This is a genomic window from Allofournierella sp., assembly GCF_048388525.1.
GTDB lineage: Bacteria > Bacillota > Clostridia > Oscillospirales > Ruminococcaceae > BQOK01.
In genome coordinates this window covers 67,469-87,974 of sequence record NZ_DBGCTQ010000107.1, presented here as the reverse complement: position 1 = coordinate 87,974, position 20,506 = coordinate 67,469, and the positions used below count along the sequence as shown (strand labels likewise).

Annotated in this window: 18 protein-coding genes; 16 read left to right on the top strand and 2 right to left on the bottom strand. The window is 63.4% G+C overall.

Features of this window, described 5'->3' with window-relative positions:
* Positions 1-636 (bottom strand): hypothetical protein (locus ACMLHZ_RS13200; protein WP_418668144.1); only part of this gene is annotated, 636 nt, incomplete at its 3' end.
* Between the two features lie 20 nt (positions 637-656).
* Positions 657-2,375, bottom strand: coding sequence for a hypothetical protein (locus ACMLHZ_RS13195; protein WP_418668143.1), 1,719 nt, complete (start codon positions 2,373-2,375; stop codon positions 657-659).
* Between the two features lie 202 nt (positions 2,376-2,577).
* Between ACMLHZ_RS13195 and ACMLHZ_RS13190 the strand changes: the two genes are divergently transcribed.
* The 16 genes from ACMLHZ_RS13190 to ACMLHZ_RS13115 all read left to right on the top strand — a co-directional run bounded on the left by ACMLHZ_RS13190 (position 2,578) and on the right by ACMLHZ_RS13115 (position 20,423).
* Complete coding sequence (locus ACMLHZ_RS13190) at positions 2,578-2,823, top strand: IreB family regulatory phosphoprotein (RefSeq protein ID WP_177562961.1); 246 nt, start codon at positions 2,578-2,580, stop codon at positions 2,821-2,823.
* Positions 2,824-2,977: 154 nt separating this feature from the next.
* Complete coding sequence (locus tag ACMLHZ_RS13185) at positions 2,978-4,099, top strand: glycosyltransferase family 1 protein (RefSeq protein WP_418668142.1); 1,122 nt, start codon at positions 2,978-2,980, stop codon at positions 4,097-4,099.
* 31 nt (positions 4,100-4,130) lie between these two features.
* On the top strand, positions 4,131-5,108 hold the full coding sequence (locus ACMLHZ_RS13180; protein WP_418668141.1) for a glycosyltransferase family 2 protein: 978 nt from the start codon (positions 4,131-4,133) through the stop codon (positions 5,106-5,108).
* Positions 5,109-5,129: 21 nt separating this feature from the next.
* On the top strand, positions 5,130-6,368 hold the full coding sequence (locus ACMLHZ_RS13175; RefSeq protein ID WP_418668140.1) for a hypothetical protein: 1,239 nt from the start codon (positions 5,130-5,132) through the stop codon (positions 6,366-6,368).
* A 37-nt stretch (positions 6,369-6,405) separates the two neighbouring features.
* Positions 6,406-7,884 carry a glycosyltransferase family 39 protein gene (locus ACMLHZ_RS13170; protein ID WP_418668139.1) on the top strand — a complete coding sequence of 493 codons (1,479 nt, stop codon included), beginning with the start codon at positions 6,406-6,408 and terminating at the stop codon, positions 7,882-7,884.
* A 190-nt stretch (positions 7,885-8,074) separates the two neighbouring features.
* On the top strand, positions 8,075-9,334 hold the full coding sequence (locus ACMLHZ_RS13165; RefSeq protein ID WP_418668138.1) for a glycosyltransferase family 4 protein: 1,260 nt from the start codon (positions 8,075-8,077) through the stop codon (positions 9,332-9,334).
* 26 nt (positions 9,335-9,360) lie between these two features.
* A complete protein-coding gene (locus ACMLHZ_RS13160) occupies positions 9,361-10,317 on the top strand; it encodes a glycosyltransferase (protein ID WP_418668137.1) in 957 nt (318 codons plus the stop codon).
* Positions 10,310-11,314: a glycosyltransferase gene (locus tag ACMLHZ_RS13155; RefSeq protein ID WP_418668136.1), complete on the top strand. Its 1,005-nt coding sequence runs from the start codon at positions 10,310-10,312 to the stop codon at positions 11,312-11,314. The genes ACMLHZ_RS13160 and ACMLHZ_RS13155 overlap by 8 nt, the downstream gene beginning before the upstream one ends.
* 12 nt (positions 11,315-11,326) lie before the next feature.
* Positions 11,327-12,340 (top strand): glycosyltransferase family 2 protein, encoded by a 1,014-nt coding sequence (locus ACMLHZ_RS13150; protein WP_418668135.1) that lies wholly within the window; start codon positions 11,327-11,329, stop codon positions 12,338-12,340.
* Entirely contained in the window at positions 12,337-14,562 is a 2,226-nt protein-coding gene (locus tag ACMLHZ_RS13145) for a glycosyltransferase (protein WP_418668134.1), read from the top strand. The genes ACMLHZ_RS13150 and ACMLHZ_RS13145 overlap by 4 nt, the downstream gene beginning before the upstream one ends.
* The gene (locus ACMLHZ_RS13140) at positions 14,559-15,623 is read left to right on the top strand and encodes a glycosyltransferase family 2 protein (RefSeq protein ID WP_418668133.1); all 1,065 of its coding nucleotides are present in this window, start codon (positions 14,559-14,561) and stop codon (positions 15,621-15,623) included. Before ACMLHZ_RS13145 ends, ACMLHZ_RS13140 begins: the two co-directional genes overlap by 4 nt.
* 27 nt (positions 15,624-15,650) lie before the next feature.
* Positions 15,651-16,718: a glycosyltransferase family 2 protein gene (locus tag ACMLHZ_RS13135; RefSeq protein ID WP_418668132.1), complete on the top strand. Its 1,068-nt coding sequence runs from the start codon at positions 15,651-15,653 to the stop codon at positions 16,716-16,718.
* A 12-nt stretch (positions 16,719-16,730) separates the two neighbouring features.
* On the top strand, positions 16,731-17,816 hold the full coding sequence (locus tag ACMLHZ_RS13130) for a glycosyltransferase family 2 protein (RefSeq protein ID WP_418668131.1): 1,086 nt from the start codon (positions 16,731-16,733) through the stop codon (positions 17,814-17,816).
* 6 nt (positions 17,817-17,822) lie between these two features.
* Positions 17,823-18,140 (top strand): glycosyltransferase family 2 protein, encoded by a 318-nt coding sequence (locus ACMLHZ_RS13125; RefSeq protein WP_418668130.1) that lies wholly within the window; start codon positions 17,823-17,825, stop codon positions 18,138-18,140.
* A gap of 96 nt (positions 18,141-18,236) precedes the next feature.
* Entirely contained in the window at positions 18,237-19,292 is a 1,056-nt protein-coding gene (locus ACMLHZ_RS13120; protein ID WP_418668129.1) for a glycosyltransferase family 2 protein, read from the top strand.
* A gap of 36 nt (positions 19,293-19,328) precedes the next feature.
* Positions 19,329-20,423, top strand: coding sequence for a glycosyltransferase family 2 protein (locus ACMLHZ_RS13115; protein WP_418668128.1), 1,095 nt, complete (start codon positions 19,329-19,331; stop codon positions 20,421-20,423).
* The last annotated feature ends 83 nt before the right edge of the window (positions 20,424-20,506 follow it).

Sequence of the window (20,506 nt, the reverse complement as noted above, 5' to 3'; positions counted from 1 at the left end):
AAAAAGTATTACCAGCGCAAACGGGGCGGCCAAAACTCCCGCTTCGGGTCTCCACAGGGCGCCCATCCCCCATAATACCAGCCCTCCCGCAAGCGCCCAGCGGCCTGCCTGCCGGCGCGCAAACAAGGTCAGCAGCACAAGCCCTCCTGCCGCAAATAACGCCGCGTTGCGTGTAAAGTTGCACTGCACGAAACATACCTGCCAGAATACAAGTTTTATTACCCCATCCGCAGCCAGCGCGGCCGGCAGCGGCAGCGTGATCAGCGCTGCGTATAATATCACCCCAAAGGCCAGGGCGCTGAACAGCCAGCGCAGCCAAAAAAACCAATTGATGTTTGCGCTCACCCTACACAGCAGCTGAAAGATCCGGCTCAAGGCTATATTCACAAAATTGATCGCATTCTGTTCGCCAAATCGCCCCATCAACACCATGGAGATATCCCAATCATCGTGCGGCCAGCTGGTGGGGCTGCAAAACAGTATCGCCAACACTCCCACCGCCGTAGTAATAAATGCCGTCCATGCAGCCGCATTCATAGGTAGTGGCTGCAAAAGTTTTTTGATGTGGCTATGCATAAGCCCTTCTCCTTTTTCAGCAAAGCGCGGGGCTGGATTCTCGACAATTCTGATGCTCATCCTCAACATAGTCGGCTTTATCAACCCTGCAAGATATGGTAGATTGTACCGCTGGTTGTTTCTGTTCGCTCCGTGTCCGGTTGCAAAAGGAGATCTTTCAAGTATCCCTCCGGCAAACTCTCCGCGCTGGTATCCACACGGTTGAACGCACCGGTTGCTTCGGCCGCCACCAGCACATATTCCGGCAGCAGACGTGGGTTTCTGGTATAAAACAGCTCTAATTGCGGATCTCCCAAATCGTTGATCCAAGGCGCGGGCGAACATGGCATATATTTCCCCAACAGGTAGGCGTATGGAAGATTGTCCACTACCAAAAAACGCATTCCCTCTGGCACATTCGCCGCCACATCCCGCAGCACTCCTTCATACGCTTTTGCCTTTTCCGGCTCCACATACAACCCTTTCATCGGCCCTTCCTCCAGCCGCACGGCGGCACGGGCGGGGTTCCCAAACGAATCATAGCAAAAGCGCATGTAAACAAGCTGCACCGGCAGCAGCACCGCCAGAACGGTCAGCGCCGCACCGCGCGCAAGCGCACACCGCCCCGGCTTCGGTGCAATTTGGGCGAGCCACAGCAGCTCTCCTATCACACAAAAATAAAACCCATAGCTGGCGTTCACAACACCTAAGTCCGTGCCGATAAAAATCCCCACCGCATAGCACATGCCGGTCAGGCAAAGCACCAGCCCCGGCCCCTTCTTTTTTGGCCAGCCCGCAAACAGCACCGCGGGCCACAACAGGCCGGGGATGAACCACTTCATGTTGCTGTAATACATATACCCCTGGGGCCGCAGCAAAAGCCCCCAGGCCGCCACCGCCAGCAGGGCGGCCCACACCGCGGGCCAGGTCCAGCCTGGCAGCTTCCTGCCCCTGCACACCCTCCGGCGCAAAAGGGCGGTCACAAGCCACAGCGCCCCCACGGTCAGAATCGGCGCGGTGCCATACCAGTAGCGGCAGCTGGCAAGCCACGCCACCAGGGTGGAAACAGGGCCGCCATGCCCTTGGTGCACACTGTCCCGGATAAACAGCGCGTCCAGATTTTGAAGATAGACCGAAAAGGGCGCCCGCAGCCGCAGCACCGCCAGGAAAACCAGCAGCACCGCTGCGCCGCCGCCGCAAAAAGCGCCGAACGCCCGGGCTCTCGTTCCCTTTTCATAACAAAGCAGCAGCACCAGGCACACCGCCGCAAGCACGATCATGGGCGGATAAGCCTGCACCGTCAGCGCAAAAAAAGCACCGCTCAGCACTGTTGGCGCGGCGCGTCTCTCTTTCGCCCCCCACAGCGCCGCCAGCACAAACAGCATGGCAAAATGCAAAGCCATCGAATTATACGAAAAAGTGTTCAGGTTCAGCGGCGTAAAGATAAGTCCCAGCAGGGCCGCCGCCCCCGCCCACACCGGCGGGGCGAAACGCCGCAGCATCCCATAGCTCGCCGCGCTCACCGCCGCGGTAAAAAGCACATAGCAGGTGCGCAAAAACAAAAACACGCCGGTGTATCCGCCGGTGACCGCGTGAAAGGCGGCGGCCAGAGGCATAAAAATAAGCGCGCTGAAATAGGTCCCGCCCCACATCTCCTGAATGGGCACCAGCCCCTTTAAATACGCGTTGGCCTCCGCCAGAAAATACGCCTCTTCCTCCCCGGCGGTGCAGTAGTGCACCCGCACCAGCAGCGCCGCCGTCAGTGCCAGCCACAGAAGCCAAAATCCGTACCTTTTTGTGATGTCACGCAGCTTGTCCATTCCGGTTCTGGTCCTCTCTTTCAGCGCATAAAAATTCAGTGTAAGTATAGCACACGGCATCCCGCTTGTAAACCGCGCCACCTTTGCTTTCTCCGGCAAAAAACGCCGTTTCCAACATTCTTTTCACCCATCGCGGTATTGCATTTAAACGCGATTTCAGGTATACTGTTTGTAAACTTATTTTTGCAAGGGGGTTTGCCATATGTCCGATCCTACCGCTGTCTTTTCCATCTATGACGAACGGGATCAGGAGATCCGCTCGATCGTGCAGGAAGTGTACGACGCCTTGAAGGAAAAGGGCTATAACCCCATCAATCAGCTGGTGGGCTACATCCTGTCCGAGGACCCCACCTACATCACCACCTACAAAAACGCCCGCTCCCTCATCCGCAAGGTCGACCGGGACGATCTCCTTCAGGCGCTGGTGCGCAACTACGTGGATCTTTAAAACACCGTTCGCACGGCCCCGCCCAAAGGCGGGGCCGTGTTTTTTTCTTTTCCCACCCGTGTGGTTTTCACTCCGGACCCACTTTTATTGCAAACCCTCCTCCCATTTGGTATACTATGTTTTGTATAATTTTGTGCTGAAAGGAGGGCGGTGCATGGCGCCCATCCGCGTTTTGCAGTGCGTGGCAGGTCTCGATCACGGCGGTTACGAGAGCCTTCTCATGAACCTGTACCGCCATATGGACACCGCGCTGGTCCAGTTCGATTTTCTCAGCTCCTTTCCCGGCGTCTACGAGCCCGAGATCCTCTCCCGCGGCGGTGTCATCCACCGGATCCCCTTTATCACGCAAAAAGGCCCCTTCGCCTATACCCACGCGCTTGACCGGGTGCTCGCCGCCCATCCCGAATACCGCATCGTCCACAGCCATATGGACAAATTCAGCGGCCTTGTCATGCGGCAGGCGCGCCGCGCCGGGGTCCCGGTGCGCATCGCGCACAGCCACAACACCCAAAACGAGGGCGGCCTCGCCTTCCAGCTGGTAAAAAATTATTACGGCCGCATGGTGCCGCCCAACGCCACCCATCTGTTTGCCTGCAGCCGGGCGGCGGCAGACTGGATGTTCGGCCCCATGGCTCCCGGGGTCCACATTCTTCCCAACGGGATCGACCCCGGGCGCTTTGCCGCCGACCCCGCGGCGCGCGTGGCCGTCCGGGCCGAGCTGGGCCTTTCGCCCGAAACACTCGTCTTCGGGCATGTGGGCCGGTTCACCCCCCAAAAAAATCACGGGCTGCTGCTGGATATCTTCGCCGCCATCGCCGCCCGCCGGCCCGCATCCTCCCTTCTGTTGGCCGGCACCGGTCCCCTGCAGGATGAAATGCGCCGCCGGGCCGAAGCCCTGGGCCTCGGGGGCAAGGTGCAGTTTCTGGGCGCGCGGCAGGATGTTCCGCGCCTCCTGCAGGCCATGGACTGCTTTTTGTTCCCCTCCCTGCACGAGGGCCTGCCCGTCACCCTCATCGAGGCGCAGGCCTCCGGCCTGCCCGTGCTGGCCAGCGCCGCCATCACCCCGGAGGTGTGCATCACGCCTCTGGTGCAGATGCTGAGTCTCAGCGATGCGCCCGGGCGCTGGGCCGAGGCCGCCCTCGCCGCGGCCGGGGCGGGCCGTCAGGGCCGCGTCGCCCCCCTTGCCGCCATCCAGGCCGCCGGGTACGATATCCGGGTCACCGCCGCCTGGCTGCAGCAATTTTATCTCGACCATTGGCAGCCCGTCCGAACGTAAAACGCACCGGTCCCCGAAAAAGGAGAGCTCTATGGAACATCCCCTCGTCACGGCGGTGATCCTGGTCCACAACGCCGGCCCCTACCTTTTACCCTGCCTCGAGAGCGTGGCCTCCCAAACCTGGCCCGCTCTGGAAGCCGTGGTGATCAACAACGGCAGCACCGACGGCGCGGGCGCTGGATGCGACGCCTTTGCCTCAACCGATCCGCGCTTTTCGGTGCTGCACGGCAAAAATCTCGGCAGCACGGGCGGCCGGGCCAAAGGTCTCGCCGCCGCAAAGGGCGAATATGTCTTGTTTGTCGACGGCGACGACCTTCTTCACCCGCGCTTCGTCCAGACCCTTGTGGAAGCCTGCCTCGCCGCCGCCCTGCCCGCCGCGGCCTGCCGGGTGGTCCCTTTCACCGGCGCTCCTCCCGCGCCCGATCCCGGCGCGGGCGTGCTTCAGTCCTTTCCGGCGCCTGCCCACCTGCGGGCGCTTTTGCATAACAAGCAGGTGGAATACAGCCTGTGCAACAAGCTCTACCACCGCTCGCTTTTTGCCGGCGTACCCTTCTCCTGCCCGGTAAAATACAACGAGGACCTCTATCTCAACTGGCTGCTGCTCAAAAACGCGGCGGGTCTTGCCCTGACCGACCTGGGCGGCTATTTTTACCGCCAGCATCCCGCCAGCATCACCCATCGGCCCTTGGAGGCCGCTTTTCTCACCGAGCAGCAGTGGGTGGCCTCCTTTATCCGGCAGGATGCCCAGGGCACCGCGCTGGAACGCTCCGCCGAGGCCTTTTACTACGAAAAGCTTCTCTATCTCGACAGCATGATCCTCCGTCAGCCGCGCCCCCGCCCCTTCGCCGCTCTGCACAAAGGCCTGCAAAAAGAGCTGCGCTCCGGCCTTCGCGCCGCGCTGGGTATGCCCCAGTTGGCCCCGGCGCTCAAACTCGCCGCCCTGGCGGCCTGCGGCTGCACGCCCGCCTACGCCTTTTTGTGCCGGGCTCTGCTCACCGACCGGCGGTGAACACGCCCCCTGAGGAACATCATGAAATTTTTATTCATTCTCGACAGTGTGGAATATCCCCTCGCCCCCAACCCTGTGCTTGCGCGGCGGGTGGCCGCCTGCCTCGCGCGGAAGGGGCACGCGGTGGACCTTCTGGAACTGTGGGACGGCGAGACCCCGCCCCCCGCGGCTCCCGGCTGCCGGCAGTTCCGCCTCGCCTTTGCCGACGAGCGCGAGATGAATCGCGCACTGGAATTCGGCCGTGCGGGCGGCTCACCGCTGCCCCTGCGCCTCGCGCGCCTCACGCGCCATCCCTCCGCTGTCCTCGCCGCCGTGCGGCAGCTCCCCCTCAAACGCCCCCGTCGGGTGTCGGCAGCCCGCCGTGAGATCGAACGGCTGGACCTCCTTTATCATTACGATGCCGCCGTGGCGGTCGCCGCCCCCTATGCGGGCAGCTTTGCCCTGGCGGGCGCCGCCTTTGGTGGCCGCAAGGCCAGCTGGCAGATGGACCCCTACGCCGCCAACCGCAGCTACGCCGCTCCCGGCGCCTGGGAAAAAGAGCTGGAATTGGGCCTGGCGATGGACTGCATTTTTGCCGCCCCCACCGCCAATGCCGATTTTGCGCCCGGCGCGCCCCTCTATGCGCTGGCGGGCCGCGTGCAGACGCTGGATTTTCCCGGCCTCACCCCTCCCGTGGCGTTCCCCAGCACCTCTTCGCCAGGCACTGCGCTGCGCTGTGTCTTTGCCGGCAGCCTGTATCCCCAGCTGCGCACCCCGCACTTTGCGCTGCAGCTCTTCGCGGCCCTCAACGCGCCCGATCTCCTGCTCACCTTTCTGGGGGGCGGGTGGCAGAACTATCCCCCGTCCCTGCTCCCGCCGTATCAGGAACTGCTGGGCGACCGGCTCGCTGTGGCCGGTCCCGTCCCGCCCGCCCGGGCCGCCGAGGCCGTCGCAAACGCCGATGTCCTGCTCAGCCTGGGCAATGGGGTCGACAATCAGGTGCCCAGCAAGCTGTTTGAATACTTGGCGTCGGGCAAGCCCATCCTGCACCTGGCAAAGCTGGCAAGCGATCCCTGCCTGCCCTATCTCAAAAAATGGCCCCTGGCCTGTGTGGTGCAGGAATCCGAAGGCCTCACTGAGCCCGTGCTGGCACGGGTGCGCTCTTTTTTGCAGCAAAAAGGCCGCCGGCGCCTGCCCTTTACCGAGGCGGCGCGGCTCTATCCCGAAAACACACCGGAGCACGCGGCCGCCTTGTTCGAGCGCGTGCTCACCGCACCCTGACTTCTCCCAAAAAGCACTCTGAAAGGGGGCGCCGCCCTTGGCGAAAACATTGCACCGGGTTTTCCACATCGGGTTTTCCCTTTTGTGGGGCTGGCTGTTTTTAAACAGCGTGCTGCGCTGGCGGCACAACGGGGCCGCCGCGCTGGCGGCGGGGCTCGTGCTCGCCGCCGTCTTTTTTCTGTTGGCAAAATTCGCCGTGCCCCGGCTCGACCGCCTGGCCCCAAAGGCGTTCCGTCTGGGCTTCGGCATTGTCTTCTCGCTGTACACGGTCCTCTTCTGCTGGTTCGCATGGCTTCTGGCCGTCGTGCCCATCATGGATCTCGAGGCTGTGCTGCACACCCTCCCGGATCTGCTGGAAAACGGCCGCTTCGGTGTGTGGAACGCCTACTATGTGATCTGCAACAACAACCTGGGCCTCGCGTTGGTGCTGGGCGGCTGGTACAGGCTGGCAAGTCTTTTCGGCTTTGCTCCGGGCACGGACCTCTCGGGCGTGGCGCCGGGCATCGCCCTGAACGCGCTGGCCATCCTTGGCTCGGTGGCATTGGTCTGCCTGTTGGCCCGGCGGCTGTTCCATTCCAACGGCGCGGTGGCCCTCGCTTTCCTGCTCTGTGCCGGGTTTGCTCCTTTCGTGCTCTATGCCCCCACTTTTTACTCCGATACCCTCTCGCTTCCCTTCGCGCTGCTGGCGCTGCTGGCATGGACCTATTACCGGGCCGAGGCGCGGCCCGGCCGCCGGCTGGCGCTGCTGGCTGGCATGGCTGCCGCCGCCTTTTTGGGCTACGCGGTCAAGGGCAGCGTGGTGGTGGTGGTGGCGGCCCTCGTCATCCAGCTGTTTTTGGAAAAAAGGGTGCGCCAGGCAGCCAAGGGGGCGCTTGCCCTTGTGCTCTGTTTCGCCCTTTTTTTTGGCAGCTACCGCGCCTGGCAGCGCCTCGGGTTTATCGACTGGACCGAAGAAGATGCCTTGGGCCTGCCTCTCACCCTCTGGTTTTGCTACGGCAGCCATGATGAGGGCAACTATTCCCAGGCCGATTACGAAGCCGCCATGAGCGTGCCCACCCTCGCCCAGCGCAAGGCGCTGCTCAGCGAGCGGCTCTGGCGGAATTACCGCTCTTATTCCCCCTCTCAATTGGGTGAATTTCTCACAAAAAAGGCCGCCATCACCTGGGGGGACGGCCTCTACGACGCACAGCAATTTTTGGCTACCCCCCAGCGCGCCAACTGGACCCACCGCTTTATTCTCGAAGGGCAGCCGGGCTACATGCCCCTTGTCTATTACTGCCAGGCCTACCTCTACATGCTCCAGCTGCTCCTTGTGGCCGGCGCGGCGCTGGCGGCGGTAAAAAACGCCTCCCCGGGTCCTCTGACGCTTGCCCGCCTGTGTGTTCTGGGCCTTGTGCTCTTTTTGAGCTTCTGGGAGACCAAGGCCCGCTACGCCTTCAACTTCACGCCTCTGCTCCTGCTGCTGGCCCTGGCATCTCTGCTTGCCCTTGCGCACAGAGATGCCTCCCGGCCCTAAACCCTTTCGCCGGCGTTCCCGCGGGTATCTTTCCGCGGGGGCGCCGGTCTTCTTTCGCGCCGCCTGGCCGTCGTTTTATTGCAAATATGTCCCTGTTTTGGTATAGTATTATCTGTATCGCCCCTCAGCATTTGTTTCCTCCCCCTCTTTTGGGCAAGACTCTGTTTTAAAGGCGGAAAGGACAAGCCCCATGAAGCTTTTTTGGATGCTCAACTTTTTGCCCCCGGAGCTGTCCCAGGCCCTGGGCCTGCCCGCGCAGGCCAGCGGCAGCTGGGTGCAGGCCCTGCGTGCCCAGCTGGCAGCCCTGCCGGGTGCGCCGCAGCTCACACTCTGCGGCTATACCCCCCATGTGACCAAAGCCCAGCGCCGGATCATCGGCGGCACGGCGTATCTCGCCCTGCCCGCGGCCGGGGGCAGGGCGGTCCTCGCCCGGGCCCTGGCCGAGGATCAGCCGGATCTTGTGCTGCTCTTCGGCACCGAAAGCGAGCACGCGCTCTGGGTGCTCCAAAGCTTCGACCCCGCCCGCATCCTGGTCTACATCCAGGGCCTCGCCGGCCCCTGCGGCGCCCACATGGCCGATGGCCTGCCCCCGCGTTTTCTGCGCCGCCAGCCCCTCAAAGAGGCGCTGGCGGCCCGCACCGGCGGGGCCACCGTGCGCCAGCTGGCCGCGCGGCTCACCGCCCGTGGTGAGCGGGAAAAGCAGGTGCTGGCTCTCGCCCGTCATGTGCTGGGCCGCACCGGGTGGGACAAAGCCTACTGTGAGCAGCACGCCCCGGCCGCGCGGTATTACCCCCTGGGTGAGATCCTGCGCCAGCCCTTTTACGCGGGCGGCTGGCGGCGGCAGGGGTGCATCCCCCACCGCATTTTTGTCAGCCAGGGCAACCTTCCGCTCAAGGGGCTGCACCGGGCCATCGAGGCCCTGCCCGCACTTTTGCCGGATTTTCCCGACGCCGCCCTCTTTGTAGCGGGCTGGCCTCCGCCGGACAAAGGCCCCCTGCTTCGCCCGGCCATGCGCTGGCTGGCCGAGTATCCGGGCTATCTGGCCGCCCTGGCTGAAAAGCTCGGGGTGGCGGACCGGATCCATTATACCGGTGTGCTCGGCGCGGACGCCATGCGGGAGGAATTTCTCAAAAGCGAGACCTATCTTCTCTGCAGCAGCATTGAAAACAGCCCCAACTCCCTGGGCGAGGCCATGCTTCTGGGCATGCCCTGCGCGGCCAGCGCGGTGGGGGGCGTTCCCAGCCTGCTGGAAAGTGGCGCCGAGGGCGTCCTGTTCAACCCTTCGGCCCCCGGCGCACTGGCCGCGGCTCTCGCCGGGCTCTGGGCAGACCCCGCCCGGGCCGACGCGCTGGCCGCCGCCGCCCGCACCCGCGCCCTGGCCGACCACGATGGTCCCGCCATCGCGGCGCAGCTGCTGGCCATCTGCCGGCAGGCGCTGGCCGGACTCTGAGATCACAAAAAGCGAGGTGACGCGCCATGGGCCAAGCGCCGCTGGTGACCGTGCTGGTCACCACCTACAACCAGGAAAAATACATCGCCAGGGCGCTGGACAGCGTGCTCGTCCAGCGCACCGATTTCCCGTTCGAAATCTACGTCAGCGAGGACTGCGGCTCCGACGGCACGCGCGCCATCCTCCGGCAATACGCCGCCCGCTATCCCGATCTCATCCGCCTGCACCTGCGCAGCAGGAATGTGGGCATCAGCCGCAACTGGTACGAGGGCCTCTCCGCCGCCCGGGGCGAATATGTCTGCACGCTTGAAGGCGACGACTGGTGGCTCAGCGAGCACAAGCTGCAAAAGCAGGTCGATTTCCTGCGCGCCCACCCGAAATATGCGGCGGTCAGCCACACCCTCCTCCTCACCGACGACGCGGGTAACACCTACGGCACCCTTCCCTCCGACCCGCGCATCCTGGGCCAAAACGCCACGCCCGCGCTCTTTTTGCGGGGCGTCACCTATTCCTGCACGGCCTGTCTGGCCAAAAACATCTTCCGCACGCCCGACCCGGCGCGGGAAGCCTATGTCACCGCCAACCGCAGCATTGCCGATTTCGCGCTCTGCATGCTCTATCTCAACGCCGGGCCGGTGTTTGTGCTGAACGAGCCCCTGGCCGCCTACCGGGTGGCCGGCTCCGACCCTTCCCACCAAAACTACAACGGCAGCCAAAGCGGCGTGCAAAAATACGCCGACTTTCTCGACACCGTCCTCGCCAGCCGCGCTTACTGGGCGGGCAAATACCATTTCGGCCGGTGCCTTCTTGCGGGCAGCTTTTACCCCTTCATCGACCGGGTAAAATACGGGGGCCTTGCGCCCTTCCTGCGGCAGATGCGGCGCCTGCCCCTGGGCGTCAAGCTGGCCTTCCCATTCTATTTTGTGGGCCGGTGCCTGGGGCTTGTGTGGAACAGGCTGGCAAGGGGTGTAAAGCATGGGTGAGTTTCTCCTCAGCGTCATCGTGCCGGTCTACAACGCGGCGGCCACCCTGAACGTGTGCGCGGCCAGCATTCTGAACCAGCTGCCCCAGGATTCCGAACTTCTCCTGGTGGACGACGGCAGCACCGACGGCTGCGCCGCCCTCTGCGACGCGCTGGCCGCCGCGGACGCCCGGGTGCGGGCGCTGCACCAGCCAAACGGCGGCGCCTCCGCCGCCCGCAACGCGGGTCTCGCCGCCGCCCGGGGGCGCTACATCCAGTTTGTCGACGCCGATGACCAGCTTCTTCCCGGCCTCTACAGCGCGGCACTGCCCCACCTCTCCCATGCCGACCTCTTTTTCTTCGGCATTGCCGGGCCGGGCGGCCTGCCGCGGGACCGCCTGCCCGCCGGGCCCGTTCCTGGCCTTGCCTCGCTGCGGGCGGACTTTCCTTATTATCTCGTGAAGACCGGCCTCTTCGCCGCCCTTTACAACAAGATCTACCGCGCCTCTCTGCTGCGGGGCCTCCGCTTTGACCCGGCGCTTCGGATCAACGAGGATCTTCAGTTCAACATGCAGGTGCTGGCAAGGTGCGGGGCGGTCTTTTTCGACCCCACCCCCTACTACCTCTACAACGACACGGCGGACGGCAGCCTCTCCCGCCGCCTGCGCACCGATCTTTTGGACGCGGAGGTCTATACCCGCCCCGCCGTGCTGGGCTTTTTGTTTGCCTGCGGTCTGAACGGCGAAGAAGCAGCCGCCCTTCTGCGCCTGCGGCAGGGCAACGTGGCCGCCGCCCAGTGCGCCCTGCTGCTGGGCCGGCCCGGCAAGCTCACATTTTCCCAATACCGTGCGCTCTTTTCCCGGGCCCTCGGGCCCGCTCACTGCCGGGCCGCCGTGCTGGCCTGGGTCAAACAGAACTACAGCGCCGCGCCGCGCGCTTTCTACGGCGCCTGCGTGCGGCTTCGCCTGGCGGGGGCCCTCGCCGCCCTGTGCCGCCTGCGCGGCCGCAGCTGCCCCTAAAGGAGGCCTTTTATGCCCACCATCAGCATCATCACCACCGTATACGATGCAAAAGAATATCTGCCCGTCACTGTGGCCAGCATTTTGGCCCAGACCTTTGCGGATTTCGAGCTCATCCTGGTGGACGACGGTAGCCCCAACGGCTGTGGCGAGCTGTGCGACGCCCTCGCCCTGCAGGACGCACGCATCCGGGTCATCCACAAGCCCAACGGCGGTCCCGCCAGCGCGGCCAACGCCGGGCTGGACGCGGCCCGCGGCCGGTACATCAGCTATGTGGACTCCGACGATCTCCTGCGCCCCGACTTTTTGCAAACCCTCTACACCATGCTCACCGAAAGTGGCTGCCCCCTGGCGGCCTGCGGCGCGGCCTGCATCGATGAAAACGGCAGCCCCATCGACCGCACCGTGGCCCTCGCGCCGGACCTTTTGGGCAGGCAGGACGCCCTGCGCCAGTTCTACGATGTGTTTCGGGACGGGGGCATGTACTCCATGGTCACCTGGAACAAGCTCTACGACGCGCGCCTGTTCCAGAGTGTGCGCCACGACGAGACCATGTTCTACGGCGACGACGCTAACATTATGCCCCGCATCTACGCCGGCCATCAAATTGTGTGCTCCAACGAGCCCCTCTATCGCTACCGGGTCCGGGCGGGCAGCATGACGGCGGGGGCCTTCTCCCCCAAAAAGCTCGACGATCTTCGCCTCTACGGCGATTGGGTGGACTTTTTCGCCCGCAGGCCCGGCTGCGGGGATCTCGCCGCCTGGTCGGTGGCCCGGTACTGGCAGGTGTTTTACCTGTTTTACGTGCACGCGCGGCAGGCGGGGCCGCTCTCGCCCGCGCTGGCGGCAGGCTTTTCCGCCCACAAAAAAAAGCTGAACGCGCTGCTGGGGCGCATCCTGCGCTGCCCCCATGTGCCCGGCTTTGAAAAGCTGCGGGCGGTGCTTTTCACGGCCAGCCCCGCCCTGTGCTACAGGCTCGCCGCCGTCCGCGGCGCCCTGGCCGCAGAAAAAGGAGGCACACCATGACCCAGCCAAAGGGCTCTGCCCCCCTCGTCAGCGTGATCGTGCCGGTCTACGGGGTTGAGGCCTATTTTCCCGCCTGCCTCGCCAGCCTTTTTGCCCAAACTTTCACGGATTTTGAGCTGATCCTGGTGGATGACGGCAGCCCGGACGGCTGCGGCGCCCTCTGCGACGCGGCAGCGGCCCAAGATCCCCGGGTGCGGGTGATCCACCGGCCAAACGGCGGGCTCTCCGCTGCCCGCAACAGCGGTCTTGCCATCGCCCGGGGGGCCTATATCGCCTTTGTCGACTCCGACGATCTCGTCCATCCGGACTATTTAGAGCAGCTGTACGCCTCCTGCGCCGAAACAGGGGCCGATATGGCCCTCTGTGCGGTGCAGGACGTCAGCGAGCAGGGCGAGCCCCTGCTTCCTCCCGCCCTCACCCGGCCGGATGGCCCCGGCGTTTTCCCCGGCAAGGAACTCCTGTCCCACTTTTTCGGGCCGGGCTCCACCTGTTACACCGTGGCCTGGAACAAGCTCTACAAGGCCGAGCTGTGGCGCACCCTGCGCTACCCCGAAGGCATGCTGCACGAGGACGACGCGGTGGCTCACCTTCTCTTCTGGTCGGCCAAAACGGTGGCCTGCGTGGACAAGCCTCTCTATTTCTACCGGCTGCGCCAGGGCAGCATCTGCCGCACAGAGCTGCGCCCCGCCCATTTCGACGGGGTCAGCGCCCACGCCGCCTGGTGCCGTTTTTTTGCCGAAAAGGAGCTGGGCGCTCCGCTTGTCCGCCAGGCTCTGGCGGGCTGCTGGCGGCGGTACCTGGCGCTGTGTGCCCAGGCTCTGGCCGCGCCCCTCACCTGGCCTCTTGCGGCCCGCTGGCACACGGTCCAGGCCGAAATGCGGCAGCTGCTGCCCCTACTCCGGCGCTTCGGCGGCCTTTCCCTCCCCGAAACCCTCAGCGCCCGGCGCTGGGCGCTGCGCGCGCTTCCCCTGCCCCCTAAAACCGAACAGCCCCGGGTCGCACTGCTGCTGCCCCCCGGCCTGCCGGTGCCCGCTGTGCAGGGGGGCGCGGTGGAGACCCTGGCCCAGCACCTGGCCCGCCAAAACCAGATCTCGCAGGGGCTGGAGCTGGCGGTGATCTGCCAGTGGGATGCTGCGGCCGCCGCACAGGCCGCAGCCCTGTCTCACACCCTCTTTTTCTACCAGGCCCCGCCCCAGCGCAATCTTTTTCACAGCCTGTGCTCCCGGCTCTCCGGGCTCTGCGGCCGTCCCATCCACTGGAACCGGTGGTATGCCGCTCCCCTGCCCTTTTTAAAGCGCCTCGCCGCCGATTTTTACATCGGCGAGGGGGGCGATCTCACCGGCTGGCAGCAGGCCAGCCGGGCCCTGGGCCGGGAAAAGTTCGTCGCCCACCTGCACGGGGTCACCCCCGGCGGTCCTGTGCTCGATTCCATTTATTCCAAAGCCATTGCCATCAGCGAGCACGTGCGCGGCGCCTGGCTCTCTGCCAGCCGCTCCTCTCCCGAAAGCGCGGCGCTGGTGCCCAACTGCGTCGACACCGGCCTTTTCCGCCCCTTGCCCCCCGCTGAAGCGCAAGCCGAGCGCCGCGCCCTGCGGGCGGACCTTGGCCTCGCCGGCACAGACTTTGTCCTGCTGTTCTGCGGGCGCACCTGCCCGGAAAAGGGTGTCCACCAGCTCATCGCCGCTCTCGGGCGCATCCCCGACCCCTCGGTCAAGCTGCTGGTGGTGGGCAGCCCCTTTTTCGGGGCCCAGGCCGCCTCCCCCTTCCTGGAGCAGCTGGGGCGGCAGGCCGCCGCGCTGGGAGGGCGGGTCCAATTTACCGGCTTTGTACCCAACGACCGGTTACCCGCCTATTACCGCATGGCAGACGCCGCCTGTTTCCCCGCCCTGTGGGAGGAACCCGCGGGCATCACCGCCATCGAGGCCATGGCCTGCGGCTGCCCGGTCATCGCCACCCGCTCGGGCGGCATGCCGGAATACCTGTCGGGCAGCGGGGCGATCCTTGTGGATCGCAGCGAGATTTACAAGGAGGGGCAGCTCCTCCCTCAGCCGGGGGTGCCCCCCCTTGCCCAAACCCTGGCCCAGGCCATCCTGGATCTCCAGGCCGACCCCACCCGCCGCGCCCGCATGAGCCGGGCGGGCATCGCTGCTGCGGCCCGTTTCAGCGCGGGGCAATACTACCAAAACACCCTGGCCGCTCTGACCGGCTGGAAGAAAGGATGAGCGCCATGCCCGCCGACCGCCCCTTTTTCACCGTGGTGACCCCGGTCTATAAGGGCCTCGATTTTTTAGAGGGCTGCGTCAAAAGCCTCCTGGCCCAGACCTTCGTCGACTACGAGCACCTCCTGGTCGACGACGGCAGCCCGGACGCCAGCGGCAAGCTGTGCGACGCGCTGGCCCTGGCCGATGGGCGTATCCGGGTGATCCACACCTTCAACGGCGGGGTCACCAGCGCCCGCAACTTCGGCATCCGCGAGGCCAGGGGCCGCTGGCTGCTCTTTTTAGACCAGGACGACCGCCTCAGCCCCTACGCCCTCGAGGCGATCTTTGCCGCCCTGGCCCAGGCCGGCAGCGACTTGGTCACTTGGAAATTCCACGATGTCTGGGCCGGGATGGCCCCCGGCCCCTCGGGGCCACACCGGCGGTATGCCCGGCAGGAGATGGGCCTTTTTTACCGCACCGACACGATGCACTATGTCTGGGCCAAGGCGTTCAACACGGAATTCCTGCACGCGCAGGGTCTCCTTTTTGATGAATCCATCCAGGACGGCACCGACGATCTCCCCTTTGTCAACGCCTACTGCCATGCCTGGTTCACCCTTTACCCCAAGGCGGGGGTGTGGTATCTCGAGCAGCCGCTCTACTACTACGAAACCGGCAACGAGGCCAGCGTCAGCAACCGCCCGCAGCCTTTTTTGGAAAGCCATCTCACCATGTTCACCGACCTCATCCGGGATATGGACAGGGTCTACGGTGTCCCCCAGGCCCAGCAGGGCCCGCTTTACCGCCGCTGCCTGCACACCCTGGCCTACGGCGTGCTCTCCACCCCAAAGCCCCGGCGCAGGGCTCTGCGCCAAACCGTGCTGCGCCGGCCGGAGGTGGCGGCCATCCTGGACCGCATGAAACAAAACAAGGTCTACTCTCCCTTTTACCTGCCCTACCGCCTGGGCAGCACCGGCCTCGTGTGCTTTCTCTTCCGCTCCTTCGAGAGCGACAAGTGGTGGTACTGGAAATTTTACTGGCTGGGCTATTACCTTTTGGGCGGCAATTGGCAGCGGGACTGAATCACAAAACAAAGGAGAGCCGAAACCATGCCTGAAGTAAGCATCATCGTTCCCATCTATAACGTCGAGGCCTTTCTGCCCCAGTGCCTCGCCAGCATCGCCGCCCAAACTTTCAAGGATTTCGAATGCATCCTGGTGGACGACGGCTCCCCCGACGGCTCGGGCGCCCTCTGCGATGAGCAGGCCCGGCAGGACCCGCGCTTTCGGGTGATCCACCAAAAGAACGGCGGTGTGTCCTCCGCCCGCAACAGCGGCATGAAACTCTCCCAGGGCCACTGGCTCGTCTTTTGCGACGGCGACGACGCGCTCCATCCCCGCCTCTTAGAGTTGGCCCTGGAAACCCAAAAGCTTCATCCCCAGGACCTGATCGCCTGGCGCTTTACCTTCGATCCGGCCGATTGGGCTGTGGATTTTCCTGGGTCTGATTCCCTTTCCATCACTTGTTTTTCCCAATCTCAATTGCTGCGCTACTTCTCTGACCGGCAGCTTTTCAATTCTCCTTCAAACAAGCTCTATCCTCTGGGTTTTCTCCGTCAAGAGGCGATTCAATTCAACGAAGCCCTGCATAACTCCGAAGATTACGATTTCTTCAATCAGTTCTGGCCTCGGTTTTTTGCAGGCAATCCGGATGCGGGCATTTGCCAGATCGACCTGCCCCTTTATTATTACAACCAGTCGAACACCGGCAGCATCACCCACACCACCGGCGCCACCTATCAGAGGGATTTCAGCGATTACTGCCGGCTCCAGCTGCGGCTCTATGCCGAGACCAAATCTGTGTTTGAGCCCTTCTTTTGCTATCCGGCCCCAGATATCGCCCTGGTGATGAGCGCCACCCTGCAAAGCATCGCCTATGGGCTCTGCCAACTGCCCCAGCCACGGCAGGAGATCGCGCGCCTGTGGCAGATCCCTGAGCTTCAGGAGATTTGGCAGTGGCACCGCCAGCAGCGGGTTCACAATCTGTTTCTGACCTTTCTGCGCCTGCGCTGGGCGGGCGGCGTGAAATGGTGGTTCCACATTTGTGAAACGCGGCCTGCCCTCTATGCGAACGTATACTGGACCGGTTACCGCAGCCTGCGCAAAAACGAATCCTAAGGAGATGAGCTTATGCCCCAGGTGAGCATTGTTGTTCCCATCTATAAGGTTGAAACCTGGCTGCCGCGCTGCCTGGAAAGCATCGCCGCCCAGACCTTCCGCGATTTCGAGTGCATTCTGGTGGACGACGGCAGCCCGGATGGCTGCGGCGCCATCTGTGACGGCTGGGCCGCGCGCGACGCGCGCTTTCGTGCGATTCATAAACCCAACGGCGGTCTTTCCAGCGCCCGCAATGCGGGGCTCGCTGTGGCAAAGGCGGATTGGGTAGTCTTTTGTGACAGCGATGACGCCCTGCATCCCCAAACCCTGGAACTGGCCTTGTCCGTGCAGGCCCAAGCGCCGCCAAACACCTTGGTCTGCTGGAAACACGGTCCGTTTCCCGAGGCCTTGCCACAACTCCACCCGTCTTCGGAATCCCAGACCGCCGCTCAGCTTTTCGATGCCGGTGATTTCCCCTCCGCCTGGTCCAAACTCTGGAATCGCCAGCTGCTCTGCGCTTTTGACCTGCGATTTGATGAGACTGTCCGCTGGGCTGAAGATCTGGACTTTACCACCCGTTATCTTCTGGCTATATTAAACAAGGCGAGGCAAGTTCACTTCCTTTTTATCCCACAGGTTCTGTATTTCTATGAGCAGCAGCGCCCCGGAAGCCTCACGGTAAATTACTTCCCCGCCAAACTTTCCTGTGAGTTTCAGCAACTTCCCCAGCTTCTGGAGCTGTTCCATCAGCTCTGCGATAATGACCTTTCTTTGTGGGCACCCTTTTGCCGCCATGAACTCTTCGTGCTGCTGGGCTTCCTTTCAGACTGTGCCCGCTTCGAAACCGAAACTCCCCCTCGTGAGCGCTGGTGTAAAATCCGTGCCTGTCTTGCCCTGCCCTGTATGCGGCAGTTTCTCTCCCTGTGTCACCGCTGCCGCGTATGGCCCGCTATGACCTTTTGCGCGCGGCACGGCCTTGCGCGCCTGTGCGTATTCCTTGCCCGAAACTGTTATAAACCCTGGTATACAGGTACCATCCGCGCTTGGCTTTGGCTAAAAAATAAATTTTACTGGGGCTGGCAAGCAGTCAAGGGCCTGTTCGCCCGCGGAAAGGGTTGAATCCGCATGTCTTCTCCTCTTATATCCATGATCGTTCCCGTCTATAATGTGGAGGCTTATCTGTCCCGCTGCCTTGAAAGCATCACCGCCCAAACGCTCGGTGACTTCGAATGTATCCTCGTGGACGACGGCTCCACCGATTCCTCTTCCCCGCCCGGCGCCGCCAGGCGGTCCAAAGCTGTCTTTCCTTCCCCGTCACCCGGCGGCTTTTGGCCCTCTGCAGGCAATATCGCGTCTGGCCGGCCATGCGGTTTTGTGCGAACCACGGCCTTGTTTGCCCCGCGTTCTTTCTGGCGCGCAACTGCTACAAGCCCTGGTATATAAAAACCATCCGCGCCTGGCTGTGGATCAAGAACAAATTCTATTGGGGCGGCCAGGCGATCCGTCGCCTGTTGCCTAAAAGAAAGGCGGAACAGTAACATGCCCACTCCCGTTGTTTCCATCGCGGTGCCCGTCTACAATGTAAAAGAATGCCTGCCGGCGCTGTTCGCCTCCATTGCCGCGCAAACCTTCTCCAACTTTGAATGTATTTTGGTGGACGATGGCTCCTCAGACGGCTCCCGAGCCGTCTGCGACGAACAGGTTCGTCGCGATGCCCGGTTTTCGGTGATCCACCAAAAAAATGCGGGGGTGTGCAGCGCCCGCAACGCGGGCATCCGGGCCGCGAAAGGCCGGTTCGTCGTGCTGTGCGACCAGGACGATCAACTGGCCCCCCGCACCCTGGAATGGGCGCTGGCCGAACAGCAGGCCCATCCCGATCAGTTGATCGTATGGCCCTTTACCCGCAGTCCCGAAGCGTTCGCCGCCCAGCCCGGTTCTTACTCCACCACCTGCTTTGGCCGCAGCGAAACGCTGCGCTATTTCGCCAGCGACCTTTTCATCTATGTGTGGAACAAGCTTCTGCCCACCGAGGTGCTTCGCTCCATGCCCGCCCTGTTCACCGAGGGCATGGTGGGCGGCGGCGAGGATTTCGACTTCATAGCCCGCTTTCTTCCCGCCTTTTTCGCTCTGCATCCGGGCGGCGGCGTGCGCCAGATCGAAGCCCCACTGTATTACTGGAATCTGGAAAACGAGAAAAGCGTTTCCAAATGGCAGGGCAACCACGCACACTACTGTCAAAAGCAATTTGCTTTCTTCAACCGGGTAAAATCGGCATTTGCCCCCTTCTACGAACAGGAGCCCCACCAGATCGCCCAATGCATGAACCGCATCCTGCGGCCGGTGGTGTTCGGCCTTACTTTGGCAAAGCAGAACGGCGAGCCCACCTCGGAATGCTGGCAGTCCCCCGAGCTGGCTGAAATGCTGGATTGGCTCCGCCAAAATCGCTGGTATACCGATTTTTACCTGCCGCTGCGGCTGCACTGGGCATGGCTCGCCCGGGCCATGCTGCGCTGGCGGGAGCAGCGCCCCGCTCTTTACTGGAAATGCTACTGGCTGGGCTACTATCTGCTGGCCCGGGGCTGGCAGCGGCTGTAAGTTTTCTTCATCCCTTTCAAAAAGGAGGGCACGCGCATGGAAACACCCCATTTCCCCGCGGTCAGCGTGGTGGTGCCGGTCTACAAGGCGGAGGCCTGGCTGCCCCGCTGTGTGGAAAGCCTGCTGGCCCAGACCTTCCGCGATTTCGAGTGCATCCTGGTGGACGACGGCAGCCCGGACGGCTCCGGCGCCCTGTGCGACGGCTTTGCCTCCCGCGACGGCCGGGTGCGCGCGCTGCACCAAACAAACGGCGGCGCCTCCAGCGCCCGCAACGCGGGCATCCGGGCCGCAAAGGGCCGCTATCTCGTTTTTGTCGATTCCGACGATCTTGTCTCCCCCTATCTGCTGCAAACGGCGGTGGAGGCCGCGGCGGCCCATCCGGGCGACTTTGTGTTCTGGAACTATGCCGACGAGCGCTCCCTCCTGCACACCGGCCCCGTCACCGAGCCCCCTCAAGCTTTCGCGCCTTCTCAGATCGGCCGGCTCTATATCAGCGCAAAGCTGGGCGCAGTTTGGGCCATGCTGTTCGACACGGCCCTTCTGCAGCAGGGCATCTTTTTTGATGAAAGCCTGGAGATGGGCGAAGATCTGGAATTCGTCTTCCGCTACGCCCGGGCGCTCTTCTCCGCCCGGCCCGGCAGCTGCTTTCGCTATCTGCCCGACCCGCTCTATTTCTACGACAACAACGGCAAGGCGGGCAGCCTGTCCCGCCGCTTCCCGCCGGACTTCTGCGTTTGCTGGAGCCGGGTCTTCGAGGCGCTTTTAGCGCAAAACCGCGAATTCTTTCACATGCCGGAGCAGGATGAATACGCCATCCTGCACAATTATATGCGCACGGTGGGCGTGGGCCTCCATGCCCTGCTCACCCAGCCGGGTGTTTCCAACGCCCGGCGCCGCGCCGCGGCGAGGGGGGTTCTCAAAAACCCCTCCATCATCCGGCTCACCGCCCTCTTTTTCCGGCGGCACTACTATTCGCCCTACGCCTGGCCCTTTCGTCTCAAATGGCTGTGGGCCATCCGCCGCATCGGCGCCTGGCAGGAGCGCGAGGGCATCAACGGCTACTACCGGCGCTACTGGGTGGGCTACGCCATCCACCGCAGGCTTCATCCCGGCAGCCCCGCCCCCGTGTAAAAGCATTTCGCCCCGCTTATTTTGTCATTTCGAGCGTTCTGTGCTATAATAAGATGTTAAAAAACGCGGGCGCCGCCGCGCCT

Excerpts from the sequence above, each read along its gene's own strand:
- ACMLHZ_RS13195 (WP_418668143.1), bottom strand. The coding sequence starts at position 2,375 with ATGGACAAGCTGCGTGACATCACAAAAAGGTACGGATTTTGGCTTCTG.
- ACMLHZ_RS13190 (WP_177562961.1), top strand. The coding sequence starts at position 2,578 with ATGTCCGATCCTACCGCTGTCTTTTCCATCTATGACGAACGGGATCAG.
- ACMLHZ_RS13185 (WP_418668142.1), top strand. The coding sequence starts at position 2,978 with ATGGCGCCCATCCGCGTTTTGCAGTGCGTGGCAGGTCTCGATCACGGC.
- ACMLHZ_RS13180 (WP_418668141.1), top strand. The coding sequence starts at position 4,131 with ATGGAACATCCCCTCGTCACGGCGGTGATCCTGGTCCACAACGCCGGC.
- ACMLHZ_RS13175 (WP_418668140.1), top strand. The coding sequence starts at position 5,130 with ATGAAATTTTTATTCATTCTCGACAGTGTGGAATATCCCCTCGCCCCC.
- ACMLHZ_RS13165 (WP_418668138.1), top strand. The coding sequence starts at position 8,075 with ATGAAGCTTTTTTGGATGCTCAACTTTTTGCCCCCGGAGCTGTCCCAG.
- ACMLHZ_RS13160 (WP_418668137.1), top strand. The coding sequence starts at position 9,361 with ATGGGCCAAGCGCCGCTGGTGACCGTGCTGGTCACCACCTACAACCAG.
- ACMLHZ_RS13155 (WP_418668136.1), top strand. The coding sequence starts at position 10,310 with ATGGGTGAGTTTCTCCTCAGCGTCATCGTGCCGGTCTACAACGCGGCG.
- ACMLHZ_RS13150 (WP_418668135.1), top strand. The coding sequence starts at position 11,327 with ATGCCCACCATCAGCATCATCACCACCGTATACGATGCAAAAGAATAT.
- ACMLHZ_RS13145 (WP_418668134.1), top strand. The coding sequence starts at position 12,337 with ATGACCCAGCCAAAGGGCTCTGCCCCCCTCGTCAGCGTGATCGTGCCG.
- ACMLHZ_RS13140 (WP_418668133.1), top strand. The coding sequence starts at position 14,559 with ATGAGCGCCATGCCCGCCGACCGCCCCTTTTTCACCGTGGTGACCCCG.
- ACMLHZ_RS13135 (WP_418668132.1), top strand. The coding sequence starts at position 15,651 with ATGCCTGAAGTAAGCATCATCGTTCCCATCTATAACGTCGAGGCCTTT.
- ACMLHZ_RS13130 (WP_418668131.1), top strand. The coding sequence starts at position 16,731 with ATGCCCCAGGTGAGCATTGTTGTTCCCATCTATAAGGTTGAAACCTGG.
- ACMLHZ_RS13125 (WP_418668130.1), top strand. The coding sequence starts at position 17,823 with ATGTCTTCTCCTCTTATATCCATGATCGTTCCCGTCTATAATGTGGAG.
- ACMLHZ_RS13120 (WP_418668129.1), top strand. The coding sequence starts at position 18,237 with ATGCCCACTCCCGTTGTTTCCATCGCGGTGCCCGTCTACAATGTAAAA.
- ACMLHZ_RS13115 (WP_418668128.1), top strand. The coding sequence starts at position 19,329 with ATGGAAACACCCCATTTCCCCGCGGTCAGCGTGGTGGTGCCGGTCTAC.